15 protein-coding genes are annotated in these 15,007 nt (G+C 70.7%); 6 read left to right on the plus strand and 9 right to left on the minus strand.

Annotated elements, in window-relative coordinates:
• Window positions 1–22 precede the first annotated feature (22 nt).
• Both A4W93_RS10735 and A4W93_RS10740 read right to left on the minus strand, forming a co-directional pair.
• A complete protein-coding gene (locus tag A4W93_RS10735) occupies window positions 23–2,266 on the minus strand; it encodes a TonB-dependent siderophore receptor (RefSeq protein ID WP_237357756.1) in 2,244 nt (747 codons plus the stop codon).
• Between the two features lie 104 nt (window positions 2,267–2,370).
• Window positions 2,371–3,690, minus strand: coding sequence for a lysine N(6)-hydroxylase/L-ornithine N(5)-oxygenase family protein (locus A4W93_RS10740; protein ID WP_085750602.1), 1,320 nt, complete (start codon window positions 3,688–3,690; stop codon window positions 2,371–2,373).
• Window positions 3,691–3,905: 215 nt separating this feature from the next.
• Between A4W93_RS10740 and A4W93_RS10745 the strand changes: the two genes are divergently transcribed.
• Window positions 3,906–4,751 carry a formyltransferase family protein gene (locus A4W93_RS10745; protein ID WP_085750603.1) on the plus strand — a complete coding sequence of 282 codons (846 nt, stop codon included), beginning with the start codon at window positions 3,906–3,908 and terminating at the stop codon, window positions 4,749–4,751.
• Between the two features lie 47 nt (window positions 4,752–4,798).
• Window positions 4,799–5,791 (plus strand): histone deacetylase family protein, encoded by a 993-nt coding sequence (locus A4W93_RS10750; RefSeq protein ID WP_085750604.1) that lies wholly within the window; start codon window positions 4,799–4,801, stop codon window positions 5,789–5,791.
• Here the strand turns inward: A4W93_RS10750 and fhuF are convergent.
• Entirely contained in the window at window positions 5,751–6,500 is a 750-nt protein-coding gene (gene fhuF, locus A4W93_RS10755) for a siderophore-iron reductase FhuF (protein WP_085750605.1), read from the minus strand. The two genes, A4W93_RS10750 and fhuF, sit on opposite strands and share 41 nt — an antisense overlap.
• Before the next feature lie 150 nt (window positions 6,501–6,650).
• Between fhuF and A4W93_RS10760 the strand changes: the two genes are divergently transcribed.
• The 4 genes from A4W93_RS10760 to A4W93_RS10775 all read left to right on the plus strand — a co-directional run bounded on the left by A4W93_RS10760 (window position 6,651) and on the right by A4W93_RS10775 (window position 11,622).
• Window positions 6,651–8,297 carry a cyclic peptide export ABC transporter gene (locus A4W93_RS10760; protein ID WP_085750606.1) on the plus strand — a complete coding sequence of 549 codons (1,647 nt, stop codon included), beginning with the start codon at window positions 6,651–6,653 and terminating at the stop codon, window positions 8,295–8,297.
• A 62-nt stretch (window positions 8,298–8,359) separates the two neighbouring features.
• Window positions 8,360–9,535: a GNAT family N-acetyltransferase gene (locus tag A4W93_RS10765; protein WP_085750607.1), complete on the plus strand. Its 1,176-nt coding sequence runs from the start codon at window positions 8,360–8,362 to the stop codon at window positions 9,533–9,535.
• A gap of 26 nt (window positions 9,536–9,561) precedes the next feature.
• A complete protein-coding gene (locus A4W93_RS10770) occupies window positions 9,562–11,241 on the plus strand; it encodes an NAD+ synthase (RefSeq protein ID WP_407081706.1) in 1,680 nt (559 codons plus the stop codon).
• Between the two features lie 42 nt (window positions 11,242–11,283).
• Window positions 11,284–11,622: a P-II family nitrogen regulator gene (locus A4W93_RS10775; protein ID WP_056662224.1), complete on the plus strand. Its 339-nt coding sequence runs from the start codon at window positions 11,284–11,286 to the stop codon at window positions 11,620–11,622.
• Window positions 11,623–11,677: 55 nt separating this feature from the next.
• On the opposite strand, the gene A4W93_RS10780 is transcribed toward A4W93_RS10775, so the two are convergent.
• From A4W93_RS10780 to A4W93_RS10805, 6 genes are read right to left on the minus strand one after another with little or no spacing between them, the layout of a single operon-like run.
• On the minus strand, window positions 11,678–12,256 hold the full coding sequence (locus A4W93_RS10780) for an LOG family protein (protein WP_085750608.1): 579 nt from the start codon (window positions 12,254–12,256) through the stop codon (window positions 11,678–11,680).
• Between the two features lie 14 nt (window positions 12,257–12,270).
• On the minus strand, window positions 12,271–12,651 hold the full coding sequence (locus A4W93_RS10785; RefSeq protein ID WP_085750609.1) for a diacylglycerol kinase: 381 nt from the start codon (window positions 12,649–12,651) through the stop codon (window positions 12,271–12,273).
• A gap of 27 nt (window positions 12,652–12,678) precedes the next feature.
• On the minus strand, window positions 12,679–13,194 hold the full coding sequence (locus tag A4W93_RS10790) for an RDD family protein (RefSeq protein ID WP_085750610.1): 516 nt from the start codon (window positions 13,192–13,194) through the stop codon (window positions 12,679–12,681).
• Complete coding sequence (locus tag A4W93_RS10795; protein WP_157782144.1) at window positions 13,191–13,946, minus strand: DUF3106 domain-containing protein; 756 nt, start codon at window positions 13,944–13,946, stop codon at window positions 13,191–13,193. Before A4W93_RS10795 ends, A4W93_RS10790 begins: the two co-directional genes overlap by 4 nt.
• A gap of 31 nt (window positions 13,947–13,977) precedes the next feature.
• The gene (locus A4W93_RS10800) at window positions 13,978–14,427 is read right to left on the minus strand and encodes a DUF3619 family protein (RefSeq protein ID WP_085750612.1); all 450 of its coding nucleotides are present in this window, start codon (window positions 14,425–14,427) and stop codon (window positions 13,978–13,980) included.
• A complete protein-coding gene (locus tag A4W93_RS10805) occupies window positions 14,424–14,990 on the minus strand; it encodes an RNA polymerase sigma factor (RefSeq protein ID WP_085750613.1) in 567 nt (188 codons plus the stop codon). The genes A4W93_RS10800 and A4W93_RS10805 overlap by 4 nt, the downstream gene beginning before the upstream one ends.
• Window positions 14,991–15,007: the final 17 nt, after the last annotated feature.

Here is a 15,007-nt window from a genome sequence, read left to right on the forward strand (position 1 = left end):
TGCCGGCGGGCGGAACGGCCGGTCACCAGCGGTAGGTGACCGTGCCGTTGACCTTGCGCTCCGTGCCGTACGAGCAGCTGAGGCCGCTGCCGTCGCAGTTCGCCACGTAGACCTTGTCGCCGAGGTTGCGCGCGTTGAGCGCCAGGGCCCAGCGGCCGAAGTCGTACCCGATCATGGCGTCGACCAGCGTGTACGCCGGGATCTTGGCCAGCGAGGCGCTCTTCGAGCCGTAGGTGGACCCGACGTAGCGCACGCCGAGGCCGGCCTTGAAACCGCCGTCGAACCGGTAGTCGGTCCACGCGGAGAACTGGTTCTCCGGCACGGCGTTGTCCTGCTTGCCGATCTCCGAGGCGTTGGGGCTTTCGGTGACCTCCGCCTTCGGGATCCACGTGTACGCCAGCAACAGGTTCATCCGGGGAATGGGCTGCAACGAGGCTTCCAGTTCCACGCCACGCACCTCCACTTCACCCGTCTGCTTCGGGGTGGGCGGCGGGGTGGTCGTGTCCCACGTCACGTACTTGCGGCGCAGGATGTCGAACACCGCGGCGCTGTAGCTCTCGCTGCGGCCCGGCGGCTGGTAGCGCACGCCGGCCTCGACCTGCTGGCCCGTCTGCGGCTTGAAGGGCTTGCCGGTGGACGGGTCGACCGTCGTGTTCGGGGCGAACGACTCCGAGTAGCTGGCATACGGCGCCCAGCCGGCGGGGGCGAGGTAGACGACGCCGGCGCGGCTCGTGAACTTGTGGTCGGTGTCCTTGTTCGTCGTGCCGCCCAGGTGGTTCTCCGTCTCGGTGCTCGCGCTGTCGTAGCGGCCGCCGACCGTGACCACCCACCGCTGGTCGAACTTGAGCTGGTCCTGCAGGTACAGGCCGGTCTGGGAGAGCGTGGTGCGCTGGTTCAGGAAGGCCGGCGCGAGGGTCACCGGGCTGCCGTACACCGGGGCGTACAGGTCGATCGGTGCGACCGTGCCGCCATAGTTCGCCTCGATGTCGAAGCGGGTGTTTTGGTAGTCGAGCCCGCCCAGCAGCGTGTGCGACACGGGGCCGGTCTGCAGCCGGGCTTCGGCCTCGGTGGTGACCACCAGGGAGCGCGACTTCTCGAGGCTGCCGAACGGCGTGCGGCTCATCGTGCGGTAGTAGGCCGGATCGGTCGGATCCGTCTTCGAGACGAAGTCGCCGTTGTACATCGTCTTGTAGTCGGTGTCGAAGCGTGCGTAGCGCAGGTTCTGCCGCACCGTCCAGCGGTCGTCGATCTTGTGTTCGGCGAGGTAGCCCACCATCCACTGGTCCTGGTCGTACCGGTTGAAGGCCGGTTCGCCGACGAAGGTGGAGATGGGGATCTGCCCGTTCGGGGCGGGCAGCAGCGTGCCCTCGGCCGGGTACGAGGACCAGTCGGAGCCGACGCGCATGCGCAGGTACTGGCTGAGGAAGGTGACGTTCGTGGCGGCCGACGGGCGCCAGGTGAGCGACGGGGCGATGAACTGCCGGTCGTCGGAGAGGCCGCGCGAGGTTTCACCGTCTCGCACGAGGCCCGTGATGCGGTACAGCCACTCGCCCGACTCGGTGAGCGGGCCGGAGAAATCGCCGGCGACCTGGCGGCGTTCCGGATCGCCCAGCTGCACCTGGATCTCGTTCTGGGGCGTGGCCGTGGGGCGCTTGCTGACCACGTTGACGACACCACCGGGGCCGTTCTGGCCGTACAGCACGGACGACGGGCCGCGCAGCACCTCGATGCGTTCGGTGCCGTAGTTTTCCGTCTGCCACACGGCCCAGCTGCCCGCGTTGCGCAGCGCGAGGCCGTCGAGGTAGAAGCCCGGCGAGTAGGCGTCGAAGCCGCGGATGTAGATCCAGTCGTACTGGGTGTCGTCACCCCAGGGCGAGCTGTTGATGCCCGGCGTGTACGACAGCGCGTCCTTCACGTTCGTGGCGCCCATCGCCTCGATGCGGTCGGCGGTGACGACCGAGATCGACTGCGGGGTCTCGACGATGGGCGTGTCGGTCCTGGTGCCGGCGGTGCTGCGCTTGGCGACGTAGCCGCGCACGGGGCCCGTGCCGGTCTCGGCCTCGTCGCGCGCGCGCACCTTGACCGCCGGCAGGGTGGTGCCGGACGCCGGTGTGGCGGCCGGGGTGTCTGCCGGGGCCTGGGTTTCCTGTGCGTGGGCGGCCGAGCCGAGCGCGAGGCCCAGCAGGGCCACGTGCATCGCATGGACGACGGGCTTGAGCGGGACCGGGGTCCCGTGGGTGGAGGCTGTTCTTGTGCTTGTTGTCATGATTCGACAGGTTGGTGGAGGAATCGGTGGGGAGGGATGACCGCACGGCCCGCCCGGGTTCCCTGGGCCCGGGCGTGACCGGCGGGGCGGGGGGACGGGTCGGGTCAGGAGCGCTCCAGCGCGGCGTCGCGGGCCAGCGGCCCCGGGGCGGGATGGGGGTCCGGGCGGTGGGCGGCGTTCGCGAGGTGGAGGGCGTCGGTGATCTCGCCGGTGCGCACGGCGGTGATCGACAGCAGCGTGTCGCTCAGCCCGTGGGTGGCCTCGGACGCGCCCTGCACGAACACCGCCGGACGAAAGTCCGGCGTGCTGCGCAGCCGGTAGTGGCGGTCGATGTCGAATGCGCCGAGGTACGGGGCGAGCGGGGCCAGCAGGTCGAGGTGCTGGCGGCGTTCGTAGCCGGTGGCCAGCACGACGGCGTCGTAGCGGAGCGTGCGCTCGAGGCCGGAATCCTTGTCGAACAGCCGCAGGTGCACGCCGGCACCGTCGGCCCGGACGTCCATGATCTCGTGGTGGCGGTACATGCCGTGGCGGCAATCGCCGGCCACCTTCTGGTCGTAGAACACCCGGAAGATCTCGGCGATCAGGTCCAGGTCCGGGCAGGCGTAGTTGGTGTGGCGGTACTCCGCCAGCAGCGCCTGGCGTTCCGCCTCGTCGCGGTCGAAGACGTGGTCGACGAAGTCGGCGTTGAAGATCTCGTTGACGAAGGGGCTGTCGTCCGAGGGTTTGATGGACCGGGCCCGCATGATCAGGTCGACCTGCGGGGCGTTCGGGCGGCCGTGCAGGTCCATGAACAGTTCCGCGGCGCTCTGCCCGGCGCCGATGACGGCCACCCGGCGGGCGCCGGCATGGCGGGCGATGTCGCTCAGGTAGGTGCTGGAATGGAAGACACGGGGGTCGTCCTTCAGGGGGCGGAACGCCTCGGGAATGCGCGCCGTGCCGCCCAGGCTGACGATGAGGTTGCGGGCGAGGCGCTCGCGCACGCGGCCCGTGGTGTCGCGCGATCGCACCCGCAGCCGCGTGACCTCGCCGCCGTGGGCCTCGGGCAGCACCTCGAACACCTCCTCGCCGTACGCGCAGCGGTCGTCGAACTGCGCGGCGGCCCAGCGCAGGTAGTCGCTGAACTCGTGGCGGGTGGGGAAGAAGGTCTTGAGGTTGATGAAGTCCTGGAGCCGGTCGTTCTCGTGCAGGTAGTTGACGAAGGTGAAGCGACTCGTGGGGTTGCGCAGGGTGGCAAGGTCCTTCAGGAAGGAGATCTGCATGTGGGCGCGGCCGAGCAGCATGTCCTTGTGCCAGGCGAAGTCGGGCTGCCGCTCGATGAACATCGCGTCGACGCGGTGGGCCCCCTGGCGCTTTTCCTCGAGCGCGATGGCGAGCGCGATGTTGGAGGGGCCGAAGCCGATGCCGACGAGATCGTGAGCGAGCATGGGGAGTCCTTGCGGGAAAGGGTCGGGGTCCGGCCGGATCCGCCGCGTGACGGCGTGCCGGGACGGGAGTGGCCGCGCCGGGGCCCGGCTCCGGCGCGCGCTATCCGGACAAGACGAATGAGCGCCCCTGGTGTTTAGTCAGGGCTAAACGCCCGGCGGCCGCGCCCGTCTTGGTCTGCAGGCCCGGTGGTTCCGGGCGCCCGTGCCTCCGACCCATGCCCAAGATCCGCCTCGCCTACCTGTGGTCCCTGAGAAACGCCGCTGCCGACCGCGCCGGCCAGCCCGTGGCCTACCGCGGCGGGGAGCGCTACATGAAATCGCCGCTGGAGTACCTCGTCGAGGCCCTGAACGGCACCCCGCTCGGGGACTCGTACAGCCTCGAGGCCGTCATCCACGATGATGACGAAGGCCTGGCGGCCGACCGCGAGAAGCTCGCCAGCTACGGATTCGCGAGTGCGCCCGGCCGGCCCTGGTTTTTCCCCGAAGGCCTGGCCGTGCAGGGGCGGCGGGTCGACACGCTGGCGTGCGGCGTGCCGTCCTCGTACCGGCGGCTGCCCCTGGGGGCGCCCGAGCGGCCGGCGGCCAAGCGGGCCTTCGAGGCGCGGCTGTTCGACAAGCTCGAGACCGTGGGGGCCGACCTGGTGGTGATCGACGGCCTGCTGGTCATCCTCGACGAGCTCGTGCGCCCGGGGGCGGCGTACCACCGCCGCATCGTCAACATCCACCCGGGCATCACGCGGCTGGAGTCGCCGTACGAACGGCGGGGCGCCTACGCCACGCTCGACGCGCTGCATGGCGCCCGCGGGGAGAAGGTGGTCGACTGGACCACGCGGGCGACACGCCCGGTGCCGCCGTTGCTGCGCACCGGCGCGTCGTTCCACTACGTGGACAACGGCATCGACTCGGGCGAGGTGATCTGCGACGTGCTGGGCACCGAGATCGACCCGCAGGACACCATCCTCGAACTGCGCTGGAACAACTTCAACCGCAGCCTGTTCCCCGCGCTGCACGAGGGCCTGGCGCTGCTGGCCGCGCAGCGGGCCACGCCGGGGGCGGCGTGATCACCTTCCACAACGGCCGGCACGCGGGGCACGCGGGTCGGCTGGAGATGTTCCGGGGCGAGCTGGTTCCCTGCTTCGAGGTGCCCGCTCGGGCCGAGGGGGTGCTGCACGAGCTGCGCCTGCGCGGCCTCGGACCCATCGAGGCGCCGCCCGCGATCGACGGCGCGCTGCTGGCCACGGTGCACCAGCCCCGCTACCTCGAGTTCCTCGAGGGCGCGTGGGACGAATGGGTGGCGCTCGCGCCCGGCAACGACCAGCGTGATGCCCTGCCGTCCTGCTGGCCGGTGCGGCACCACCGCAGCGACGTGGTGCCCGCGAACTTCGCCGCGCGCATGGGGCTGTTCTCGTTCGACGCGGGCACGCCGCTGACCGCGGGCACCTGGGCGGCCGCCCGCGAGGGTGCGGCCTGCGCCCTGGCCGCCGCCCACCGGGTGCGGGACGGCGCCCGCGCCGCGTTCGCGCTGACGCGGCCCCCGGGCCACCACGCCGGGGCCGACTTCTTCGGCGGCTACTGCTTCCTCAACAACGCCGCACTGGCGGCGCAGGCGCTGCGCGACGGGGGCGCGGGCCGGGTCGCGGTGCTCGACGTCGACTACCACCACGGCAACGGCACGCAGGCCATCTTCTACGACCGCGCCGACGTGTTCTACGCGAGCCTCCACGGCGACCCGCGCACCGAGTACCCGTTCTACCTGGGCCATGCCGACGAGACGGGGGCGGGCGACGGCCTCGGCCACAACCTGAACCTGCCGCTGCCGCGCGGCACCGGGTACGCGGCCTGGTCCGCGGCGCTGGCCGACGCGCTGGGGGCGGTGCAGCGTGCCGGCGCCGAGGCGCTCGTGGTCTCCCTCGGGGTCGACACCTTCGACGGCGACCCGATCTCGGGCTTTCGCCTGGCGGCCGCCGACTACCTGCGGGTCGGCGAGGCGCTCGCGCGGGCGGGCCTGCCCACGGTGTTCGTGTTCGAGGGCGGGTATGCCGTGGCCCGCGTGGGCGAACTCACGGCGAACGTGCTGGAAGGGTTCGAGCAGGCGGGCTGATCGCCGCATCGTGCAGCGGGCAGCCCCGGCAGGGCGACTGTCCCGGCAGCAGGTGGTAGAGGCAGCACTGACGGTGCAGGGCGGGGTCGGGCCTCACCCGCGGGTGCAGCGGGTTGTCGCAGCCCCCGGGCCAGGCCGCCTGGTGCATCAGCATCTCGTGGTCCCGGGCCAGTTGTGGCGGAGCGCTCCCCGTGCCGGCGAGGTGCTCGAACACCGCGCCGACGTACCGGGCGGCGTTGCCCCACATGACCTTCGGGGGCAGGCGCGTCTGCGCGGAGACGGCGATGAACAGCGGGGCGAGGTGGTTCCACAACAGCGGGCCGTAGCGGTCGGCCGTGCCGCTGCCGGGCAGCGAGGTGCCCTCGTCGGCCAGGTGGAAGCGCCGCGGGACCCCGTGGAAGTCGAGCGACACCGCGAGGCCGGCGGCCGCCACCGGGAACCGGTGCTGGAACAGGCTGGCGGCGGCGATGACCGGCGGCAGCAGCGCCCACAGGTAGGCGAGGGTCCAGGCCGACGCGGTGGCGCGCAGGTCGGGGCCGGCGACACCGAGCGACCGGGCGTGGCGCTGCAGCACCCCCGACAACCGGGCCGGATCGTCCAGCAGCGCGCTCACGGGCATCGCCTGCGGGGGACGTGGGGAGGCGCAGTCGAGGGTCTCGCCGAGCGAAGCCCACTCGCCCTGGAACACGGGGGACAGCAGCGCGATCATGGGTGGGCCGGGGCGTGTCGAGGCTTCATGCAGGACCAGACGAGCGGCGGCCCCGTTCGTTCAGTCCGCCGCCCGAGCGGGTAAACGGCGCGGCCGGTCGTGCGTCTTCTCGGGCAGGGCGGTGATGCCCGGTCCCGAGGTGCCTCTGCCGTGCTGTCCCATCTGATCCGACAATCCCGCCACCTGCTGGTGGCCGCGGCGTTCGCGAGCATCGTCTCCGGCGTCTGCGGCGTGCTGCTGGTCACCCAGATCAACGCGGCGCTGACCGCGCCCGACGGCGCCGCGCGCACGGCGCTCGCCTGGCGCTTCGCCGCCATCGCGGTGGCGGCGATGCTGAGCCACATGGCTTCGTCGGTGCTGTTCGAGCGGCTGAGCCAGCATGCCCACGCCGAGCTGCGCCGCTTCATCTCCGCGCGGGTGCTGGGCAGCGACTACCGGCGGCTGGAGGAGATCGGCGCGCCGAAGGTGCAGTCGGCGCTGTCGGAGCACAGCGCCAACGTGGCCGGATTTTTCGTGAGTTTCCCGGCCATCCTCGTCAACGCCATCGTGGTGGCGGGGTGCCTCGTCTACATGGCGCTGTTGTCGTGGCAGGTGTTTCTCGCGTCGGCGGTGGTCATCGGGCTCGGGTCGGTGGGCTACCACGTCGCCCACCTGCGGGCCATCCGCCACCTCGACGCGGCGTCGATGGAGCAGGACCATCTCTTCGGCCATTTCCGCTCGCTGGTGGACGGCGCGAAGGAGCTGCGGCTGAACGCGGCCAAGCGGACGGCCTTCGCACACGACGTGCTCGGCGCGTCGATCGAGACCGTCCGCCGCCGCCGGGCCTTCGGCATGTCGGTGTTCGTGGTGTCGGCCGCCTGGGGCAACTTCCTGATCTACGCGTTCATCGGCCTCGTGCTGTTCGTGCTCGTGGGCGAGGTGCCCGACCGCGCGCGGATCATGACCGGCTTCGCCCTCGTGTTCGTCTACATGGTGGCGCCGCTCGAGATCCTGCTGATGAGCCTGCCGCGGGCCAACCTGGCCCGCGTGTCGGCGGCACGCATCGACGAGATCGCGCAGCAGCTCGCGTGTTCCGAGGCCGCGGTGACGAAACCGCCGGTGCGGGGCTTCGACCACATCGTGCTGAAAGGTGTGTGTCATCGCTATTGGCACGAGGGGGTGGACGACATCTTCACGCTGGGCCCCGTCGACCTCACGTTCCGCCCGGGCCAGGTGACCTACCTCGTCGGGGGCAACGGCAGCGGCAAGACCTCGCTTGCGAAACTGCTGGTGGGGCTGTACCGGCCGGAGGAGGGACAGGTGCTGCTGGACGGCGAGGTGGTGGACGACTCGGGCCGCGACCGCTACCGCCAGACCTTCTCGGCGATCTTCTCCGACTTCCACCTGTTCGACCGGCTGCTCGACCTCGACTCGGCCGACCTCGACGAACGGGGCAACGCGCTGCTCGCGCGGCTGCACCTGCAGCACAAGGTGCAGGTGCGCGACGGGGCGTTCACCACCCGGTCGCTGTCGCTCGGCCAGCGCAAGCGGCTGGCCCTGGTCGTCGCCTACCTGGAGGACCGGCCGTTCCTCGTGTTCGACGAATGGGCGGCCGACCAGGACCCCGTGTTCAAGGACGTCTTCTACCGCGAACTGCTGCCGGACCTGAAGGCGCGCGGCAAGGCCGTCCTGGCGATCACGCACGACGACCGGTACTTCCCGCTGGCCGACCGGCTCATCCGCATGGAAAACGGGCAGGTGGTCGTGGTGGAATCCCCCCGCGCCGAGGAACCGGCGTCGTTCGCCGCGGTGGCCTGACCCCGGCCGGCGGATGCCCCCGCCCGCGCGGACCCCGCGCCGAGGCGGTAGAGTCGGCCGCTGTGACCACACCCTCTGCAGCAGCGCCCTGGACGGCGCGGGTCGTCGAATCCCTGGAAGGCGTCGATCGCGATGCCTGGCAGCGCCTCGCCGGCGGCAACCCCTTCGTCGGGTTCGATTTCCTCTCGCTGCTGGAGCGCTCCGGCTGCGTGTCGCGCCGCACCGGCTGGCTGCCGCAGCACCTGCTGCTGGAGTCGGACGGCCGCCTCGTGGGGGCGGCGCCGGCTTACCTCAAGTCGCATTCGCGCGGCGAGTTCGTGTTCGACCAGGGCTGGGCCCAGGCCTTCGAGCGGCACGGCCTGCCGTACTACCCGAAGCTCGTGCTGGCCGCCCCGTTCTCTCCGGTCACGGGCCCGCGCCTGCTCGCCGCCGATGCGGCGTCGCGCGCAGGGCTCGCGCAGGCCGTCGTGGCGCTCGCGCGTGAACGCGAGGTGTCGTCGGTGCACGCGCTGTTCGTCGACGACGGGGCGCGTTCGGCGCTCGTGGACGAAGGGTTCCTGGTGCGCGAGTCGGTGCAGTTCCACTGGACCGATGCGGGCTACGGTTCGTTCGACGGGTTCCTGGCGAGCCTCTCGCACGACAAGCGCAAGAAGATCAAGCAGGACCGCAAGCAGGTGGAGAAGGCGGGCGTGACGTTCCGCTGGCTGACCGGCGCGGACCTCGGCACGGCGCACCTCGAGTTCTTCTACGACTGCTATGTGAACACCTACCAGGCGCACTGGTCGTCGCCGTACCTCACGCTGCCGTTTTTTCTCGAATGGCACCAACGCTGCCCGAAGGCGCTCGTGCTCGTGCTGGCCGAGCAGGAGGGGCGTCCGATCGCCTGTGCGCTCAACGTGCTCGGCGACGGCGTGCTCTACGGCCGCTACTGGGGCAGCACCACGTTCGTCTCGGGGCTGCACTTCGAGACCTGCTACCTGCAGGCCATCGCGTTCTGCCTCGCGAACGGCGTCGGCACGTTCGAGGGGGGCGCGCAGGGCGAACACAAGATGGCCCGCGGGCTGATGCCGGTGCGCACCCAGTCGGCCCACTGGATCGCCGACCCGCGCTTCGCCGCCGCGATCGAGGACTTCCTCGGCCGCGAGACCGAGGCGATCGACGGCTACGTGGCGCAGCTGGAGGCGAGTTCGCCGTTCCGCGAGGGGCCGCCGCCGGGCGAGGGCCCGGCACCCGGATGACATAATCGGCCGAGCCTTTTCCCCCCATGCCCATGCCTTCCCTGCCCAGCGTCAAGGTCGCGCTCGCCCAGATCAACGCCACCGTGGGCGACCTGGGTGGCAACGCGCGCAAGATCATCGATTTCTCCCGCCGCGCGTACGCGTCGGGCGCTCGCGTGGTGCTCACGCCCGAGCTGAGCCTGTGCGGTTATCCGCCCGAGGACCTGCTGATGCGCCCGGCCTTCCTGCAGGCGTGTGCGCAGGCGCTGGCCGACTGCGCCCAGGCGCTCGCGGACCTGCCCGGCCTGTCCGTCGTCGTGGGCCATCCGCAGCTCGCGGACCAGCGCACGGGCCTGCGCACACGTTCGCAGTCCGAACCCAACCGGCTCAACGCGGCCTCGGTGCTGGTGGAGGGGCGCATCACCGCGACGTACGCCAAGCGCGAGCTGCCGAACTACCAGGTGTTCGACGAACGCCGCTACTTCGTCTCGGGCCGCGACGCGGGCCTCGGGGCGGTGGTGTTCGAATCGGGCGGCGTGACGTTCGGCCTCAACATCTGCGAGGACGCCTGGTACGAGGAGCCCGCCCGCCTCGCGAAGGCGGCCGGCGCCGACGTGCTGTGCGTGCTGAACGCCTCGCCGTTCCACCTCGGCAAGGTGGCCGAGCGCGAGGCCCGCATGGCCGAGCGCGCGCGCGACACCGGCCTGCCGGTGCTGTACGCGCACCTCACGGGTGGACAGGACGAGGTGGTGTTCGATGGTGCCTCGTTCGCCGTGGACGCCTCGGGCGCCATCGCGGCGCGCTCGCCCATGTTCGACGAGGCGTTGACGATCGTCGAGGTGTCGGGCGGTTCGGTGCGCGGCGAGGTGGCCGAGGTGCCGTCGCTCGAGGCCCAGGCCTGGGGTGCGCTGGTCACCGGCGTGCGCGACTACATCGGCAAGAACGGTTTCCCCGGTGCCATCATCGGCCTGAGCGGCGGCATCGACTCGGCCCTGGTGCTCGCGGTGGCGGTGGACGCCATCGGCGCGGACAAGGTGCGCACCGTGATGATGCCGTCGCCGTACACCGCCGACATCTCGTGGATCGACGCGCGCGACATGGCCGAGCGCCTGGGCGTGCGGTACGACGAGATCTCGATCGTGCCGGAGTTCGAGTCCTTCAAGCGCAGCCTCGCCGGCGAGTTCGCGGGCCGGGCCGAGGATGCGACGGAGGAGAACATCCAGGCCCGCATCCGCGGCACGCTGCTGATGGCGCTGTCGAACAAGTTCGGCAGCATCGTGCTCACCACCGGCAACAAGAGCGAGATGGCCACGGGCTACTGCACGCTGTACGGCGACATGGCCGGCGGTTTCGCGGTCATCAAGGACGTGGCCAAGACCCTCGTGTACCGCTTGGCGAACTGGAAGAACGCGCAGGGCCGCGAGGTCATCCCCGAGCGCATCATCACGCGCCCGCCGTCGGCCGAGCTGCGCCCGGACCAGAAGGACCAGGACAGCCTGCCGCCGTACGAGGTGCTCGACGCCATCCTCCAGCGCTACATGGAGGACGACCAGTCCATCGACGAGATCGTCGCCGCGGGCTTCTCGCCGGCCGACGTGGAGCGGGTCACCCGCCTGATCAAGATCAACGAGTACAAGCGCCGGCAGGCGCCCGTGGGGATCCGAATCACCCACCGGGCCTTCGGGCGAGATTGGCGTTACCCGATCACGTCCGGCTTCCGCGCTTAAACTAGGCCTATTCCCATCAGATCCATCAGTTCTGGAGACCTCATGAAACAAATCACCGCGATCGTGAAACCGTTCAAGCTCGAAGAAGTGCGCGAGGCGCTGGCGGAAGTCGGGGTCACCGGGCTGACGGTCACCGAGGTGAAGGGCTTCGGCCGCCAGAAGGGCCACACGGAGCTGTACCGTGGCGCCGAGTACGTGGTCGACTTCCTCCCGAAGGTGAAGGTCGAGGTCGTCGTGAAGGACGGCGACGTGGACCGCTGCATCGAGGCCGTCGTGAAGGCCGCCAAGACCGGCAAGATCGGCGACGGCAAGATCTTCGTCACGGCCGTGGAGCAGGTCGTGCGCATCCGCACCGGCGAGACGGACGAAGCCGCGGTCTGAGCCCCGTCCCGCTCATGACAAGGCCCGCGTCACGCGGGCCTTTTCCATGGTGCGGTCAGATGAGGCGGTAGTCGTCGGGGGCCGTGGCGCCGTCGGCCATCACACCCAGGCGTGCCAGCAGCGTGCGCGGGTCGGTGTGCACCTGCAGCAGCTCGTGCTGGGCGGCGCGCATGAAGCCCTTGCCGGTGGACTGGTCGAGGAAGGCGAGCAGCGCGTCGTAGTAGCCCGCCACGTTCAGCAGGCCCACCGGCTTGTCGTGGTAGCCCAGCTGGCGCCACGTCCACACCTCGAAGAGCTCCTCGAACGTGCCGATGCCGCCGGGCAGGGCGACGAAGGCGTCGGCCCGCTCGGCCATCATCGTCTTGCGCTGGTGCATGGTCTCGACGACGTGCAGTTCGGTGAGGCCCGGGTGGCCCAGCTCGCGTGCCATCAGGCTTTCGGGGATCACCCCGATCACCGGGGCGCCCGCGGCCAGGGCCGCGTCGGCGACGATGCCCATCAGGCCCGCCCGGCCGCCGCCGTACACCAGCTGCCAGCCCTCGCGGCCGATCAGGGTGCCGACGGCGCGGGCGGCGTCGGCGAAGGCCGGGTCGGTGCCCGGGCTGGAACCGCAGTAGACACAGAGGGTGCGCATGGTCGGTCGCCTCCTCAGGCGAAGAATCGTTGCCAGATGATGGTGAGCCACGTCGCGCTCGCGAGCAAGACGGACAGGAACACCGCGGCGCTCGCCTGGTCCTTCGCCCGCTTCGAGAGTTCGTGGCGGTCGAACGAGATGCGGTCGATGGCCGCCTCGATGCCGGAGTTCAGCAGCTCGACGATCATCACGAAGACGATGGCGCCGATCAGCAGCAGCTTCTCGAGCCACGTGGGGCCGAGCCACAGGGCGATGGGCACGAGCACCACGGCGGCCCACGTCTCCTGGCGGAAGGCGCTCTCGCCCTGGTAGGCCGACTTCAGGCCGTCGAACGAATAACCGATGGCGTGGACGATCCGGTCGAAACCGAGGCGTCCCTTGTAGGGATTGGTCATGGCGGGCGATTGTGCCTCGCGCGCGTGTCAGCGCGTCGACGGTTGGGGCACGGCGGGTTTGACGTCGATCAGGCGCGTGCCCGAGATCAGGTCGTGGAGGAACTGGCGCTGCGGCAGCAGGAGGGCCGAGAGCCCGTACAGGACGCCCCAGACGCCGATGACCCAGAGGCGGTGTTCGCCGTGCCACAGCAGGGCCGGGGGTGCGACCCACAGCGTGGCGACCAGGTAGCGGGCGACCGCGCGGGTGCGGGAGATGGGCTGGCCGAGCGTGTCGACGACCTTGATGTGCCAGGTCTTCATGGGCAGGGTCTGCCCGTGGCGGCTCCAGAACCATGTGAAGTAGACGCCGTAGACGCCGAACGCGATGAATTCGGAGAGGGTGTCCTGCGGGCGCCCGGCGATGGCGAGCAGGCCGGCGCCGATGGCCCCGCAGATGAGACCGACGCCGAACATCACCAGCAGTTCGTACACGACCGAAGCGAAGCGCCGGCGCACGCTGGGCGTCTTGAACGGGAACGGGCCGGCGGCCGCCGGGGCCGTCATGGGCGGTCGAGCACGATGGGGGTGGAGGCGGCCGACGCGGTGCGCGTGGCCGCGGCCTGGGCGCCGCGTTTCGGCAGCAGCGTCTTGCTGTCGACGAACGAGGCGCCGGCCGGGATCTTGGGCAAGCCGGGCTGCTGGTGGACCGGCGGGGCGGGGCGCTTGGTCACGAGGTTCGTGGTGGCGCCGGGCTGGGCCTGGGCGATGGACGGGGCGATGGCGGCCGGCCGCTGGGCGTAGGCGGTGTTCGGGACGACGTTGGACTTCGCGGCCGGCTCGTCGCGGCGCGGGCGGCGGGCGGGGCTGCTGGCCGGGGCGGCGCGGGCGGCCAGGTCACGCTGCTGGTCGGACGACAGCGACTGGTAGGCCTCCCAGCGGGCCTTGCGGTCCTCGGCCGGCAGGCGCTGGGCTTCCTTGTAGTTCAGCCGCGCCTGGCCGCGCTGGGCCGGCGTCATGTTGGCCCAGTCGGTCATGCGGGCCTGGATGCGCTCGCGCTCCTCGGGGTGCATCGACGGCAGCTTGTCGGCCACCTCGATCCACTTGGTCTTGCGGTTCGCCTCGATCGAGTTCCATTCCTTCTGGAGCGGACGCAGCGCGTTCTGCTGCGCCGGGGTCAGCGAGTTCCAGGAGCGTCCCTCGCCCGCGTGGGCGGATGCGCGGGGCGAGCCGCCCGTCTGCGCGTGCGCGGCGAAGCCGGCCGCGCCTGCGAGCGCACACGCGAGGCACCACGAGAGGACGGAGCGGGAAACAGGCACGGTTCGGATCCGATCGGTCAGGCGGGACAAATCAATCTTGCGGGGACTTGAGGAACTCCAGGAAACCCGGGTCGCTGTAGGCGGACGGGGGCAGGTCGTCGGCGAGCAGCGAGGCGTCGATCTCGGCGGCCGCGGAAATCTGGTTGCTGCCGTGCCAGTCCTGGATCAGCACGAGGCCGGCCACGAGGGCCACGAGCGGCAGGATGGCGCCGAGCTTGACCCACCAGCCGCCGCCCGAGTCGGACCCGGCGCCCGGCCAGGTGAGCACCGGACCGGCCTGCGAGGGGGCGGTGGCCGCGGCCGTCTGCGTGCGCAGGGCGCGGGCGCGCTGCACCGCCTGCTCGCGGGCGACGCGCAGGCGCTCGGTGATGTCCTGGGGCAGGGCGTCGGCCTGTTCGGTCAGTCGTGCGGTGGCGCGGAGGGCGAAGCGGGCTTCGAGGGCGTCGAGGTTCGGGGCGGGTCCGGGGCGGTGGTTGTTCATAGCGTGATTCCCTTGGTCTTCAAGCTCGCTGCCAGCGCATGGACGGCCCGGGAGCAGTGCGTCTTCACGCTTCCTTCCGAGCAGCCCATCACCGCCGCCGTCTCGGCGACATCGAGTTCCTCCCAGTAACGAAGCAAAAAGGCTTCCCGTTGACGCGCTGGGAGACGTTGCACCTCGCCGTCGATCAAAAGCAGGATCTGAGCCCGTGACACGGAGTCTGCGGCACTTTCCGTGACGGAATCCTCATCCTGGCCGGCGAGGGTTTCGAGCAGGTCGAAGTCGGCGTCGTCACTCGACGACTCGAAGTCGGAAAAGTTCCGGAAGAGGGCGCCGCGCACCTTCTGGCGCCGGAACCAGTCCATGGTGGCGTTCGAGAGGATGCGCTGGAACACGAGCGGCAGCTCCGCGGCCGGGCGGTCGCAGTACTTCTCCGCGACGCGGATCATGGCGTCCTGGACGATGTCGAGGGCGGCATCGTCGTCCCGCACGGCGTAGACCACGCGCTTGAACGCGCGCCGCTCGACGCTTTTCAGGAAATCGGACAGTTCTTTGTCGGATGCCAAGGAGATGCGCCCGAGGG

This window comes from Piscinibacter gummiphilus, from assembly GCF_002116905.1.
Classification (GTDB): domain Bacteria; phylum Pseudomonadota; class Gammaproteobacteria; order Burkholderiales; family Burkholderiaceae_C; genus Rhizobacter; species Rhizobacter gummiphilus.